At 59.8% G+C, this 1242-nt stretch carries 1 protein-coding gene; it reads left to right on the top strand.

What is annotated here, in order from left to right:
- The coding region (locus ACO2SS_RS28660; RefSeq protein ID WP_423281277.1) for a flavin-containing monooxygenase at positions 1-1242 on the top strand (1242 nt) is incomplete at both ends.

Genomic DNA, 1242 nt, shown 5'->3' with positions numbered 1-1242 from the left:
CACCGTCGAGGCGTTCGTTGAGTACCGGACGGCTACCGGCACGGGCGCCGGTGTCATTCGTCTCATTGAAGAGGCGGACGGCCGGTCAGCGAAGGCTTGGATCCTTATGACCGCTCTGTCCGAGATCGATGGTCATCCGGAGTGGTCGAAACTTCACGAGGGGGAAGACGAGGTATCCTCTCGCGACTTCGGTGGCGAGAACTGGGCTGACAAGCGCCGCAAGTCGCTGAGCTACGAAGCGCGCGAGCCGGACGTTCTCGTTGTCGGTGCAGGGCAAGCGGGGCTGTCGGTCGCTGCGCGCTTGAAAGCCCTCGATGTCGATACTCTCGTCATCGACCTACACGAGGAGGTGGGCGACAATTGGAGGAAGAGGTACCATTCTCTTGCGCTTCACAACGAAGTGTATGGCAATCACCTGCCTTACATGCCGTTCCCTGCATCGTTCCCCAAATTCGTGCCTAAGGACAAGCTGGCGGACTGGTTCAAGGCGTATGCGGCAAGCATGGACCTGAATGTCTGGGTGCAGACCACCTTGGTCGGCGGCTCCTACGAGGACCATGCCAGGCGCTGGACGGTCGAAGTCGAACGACGCGGTGAGCGTCGGACGTTGTCACCGAAGCATCTGGTGTTTGCGACCGGTGTTAGCGCCATTCCCATTAGAGCTCAGCTGCCCGGCCTCGAGGACTTCAAGGGTACCGTCCTTCACTCGGGGGAATATGGCGCGGGGCACAAGTGGGCAGGCAAGAACGCCTGTGTTCTCGGAACCGGGAACAGCGGCCACGACGTCGCGCAGGACCTTCACGCCTGTGGAGCGAACGTAACGATGATCCAGCGCAGCCCGACAACGGTGCTGAGCTTGAAGGAGGCGCAGAAGCTCTATGCTCTTTACCGCGAAGGCCTGCCTGTCGATGACGCCGACCTCCTGGCGCTTGCAGTTCCACATCCGGTCTTGGTCAGTAGCTACCAGCAGGTGACGAAGTCGATCCGCGAGGCAGACGAGAAGCTGCTGAACGGCCTTGCGTCCCGCGGGTTTAGACTCGATTTCGGTCCTGACGAGACCGGTTTCCAGATGAAGTACCTGACGCGCGGCGGCGGGTATTATTTCAACGTGGGATGCTCCGATCTCATTGTGAGCGGTGAGATTGACCTTCTACAATTTTCAGAGATCGACCGTCTGGCTCCCGAAGGGATTCGGATGAGAGACGGAACCACCCGACCGGTTGATCTGCTTGTTACTGCGAC

Source organism: Enterovirga sp. CN4-39, assembly GCF_049446235.1.
Classification (GTDB): domain Bacteria; phylum Pseudomonadota; class Alphaproteobacteria; order Rhizobiales; family Beijerinckiaceae; genus Enterovirga.
This window is presented reverse-complemented; position numbering and strand designations above follow the sequence as displayed.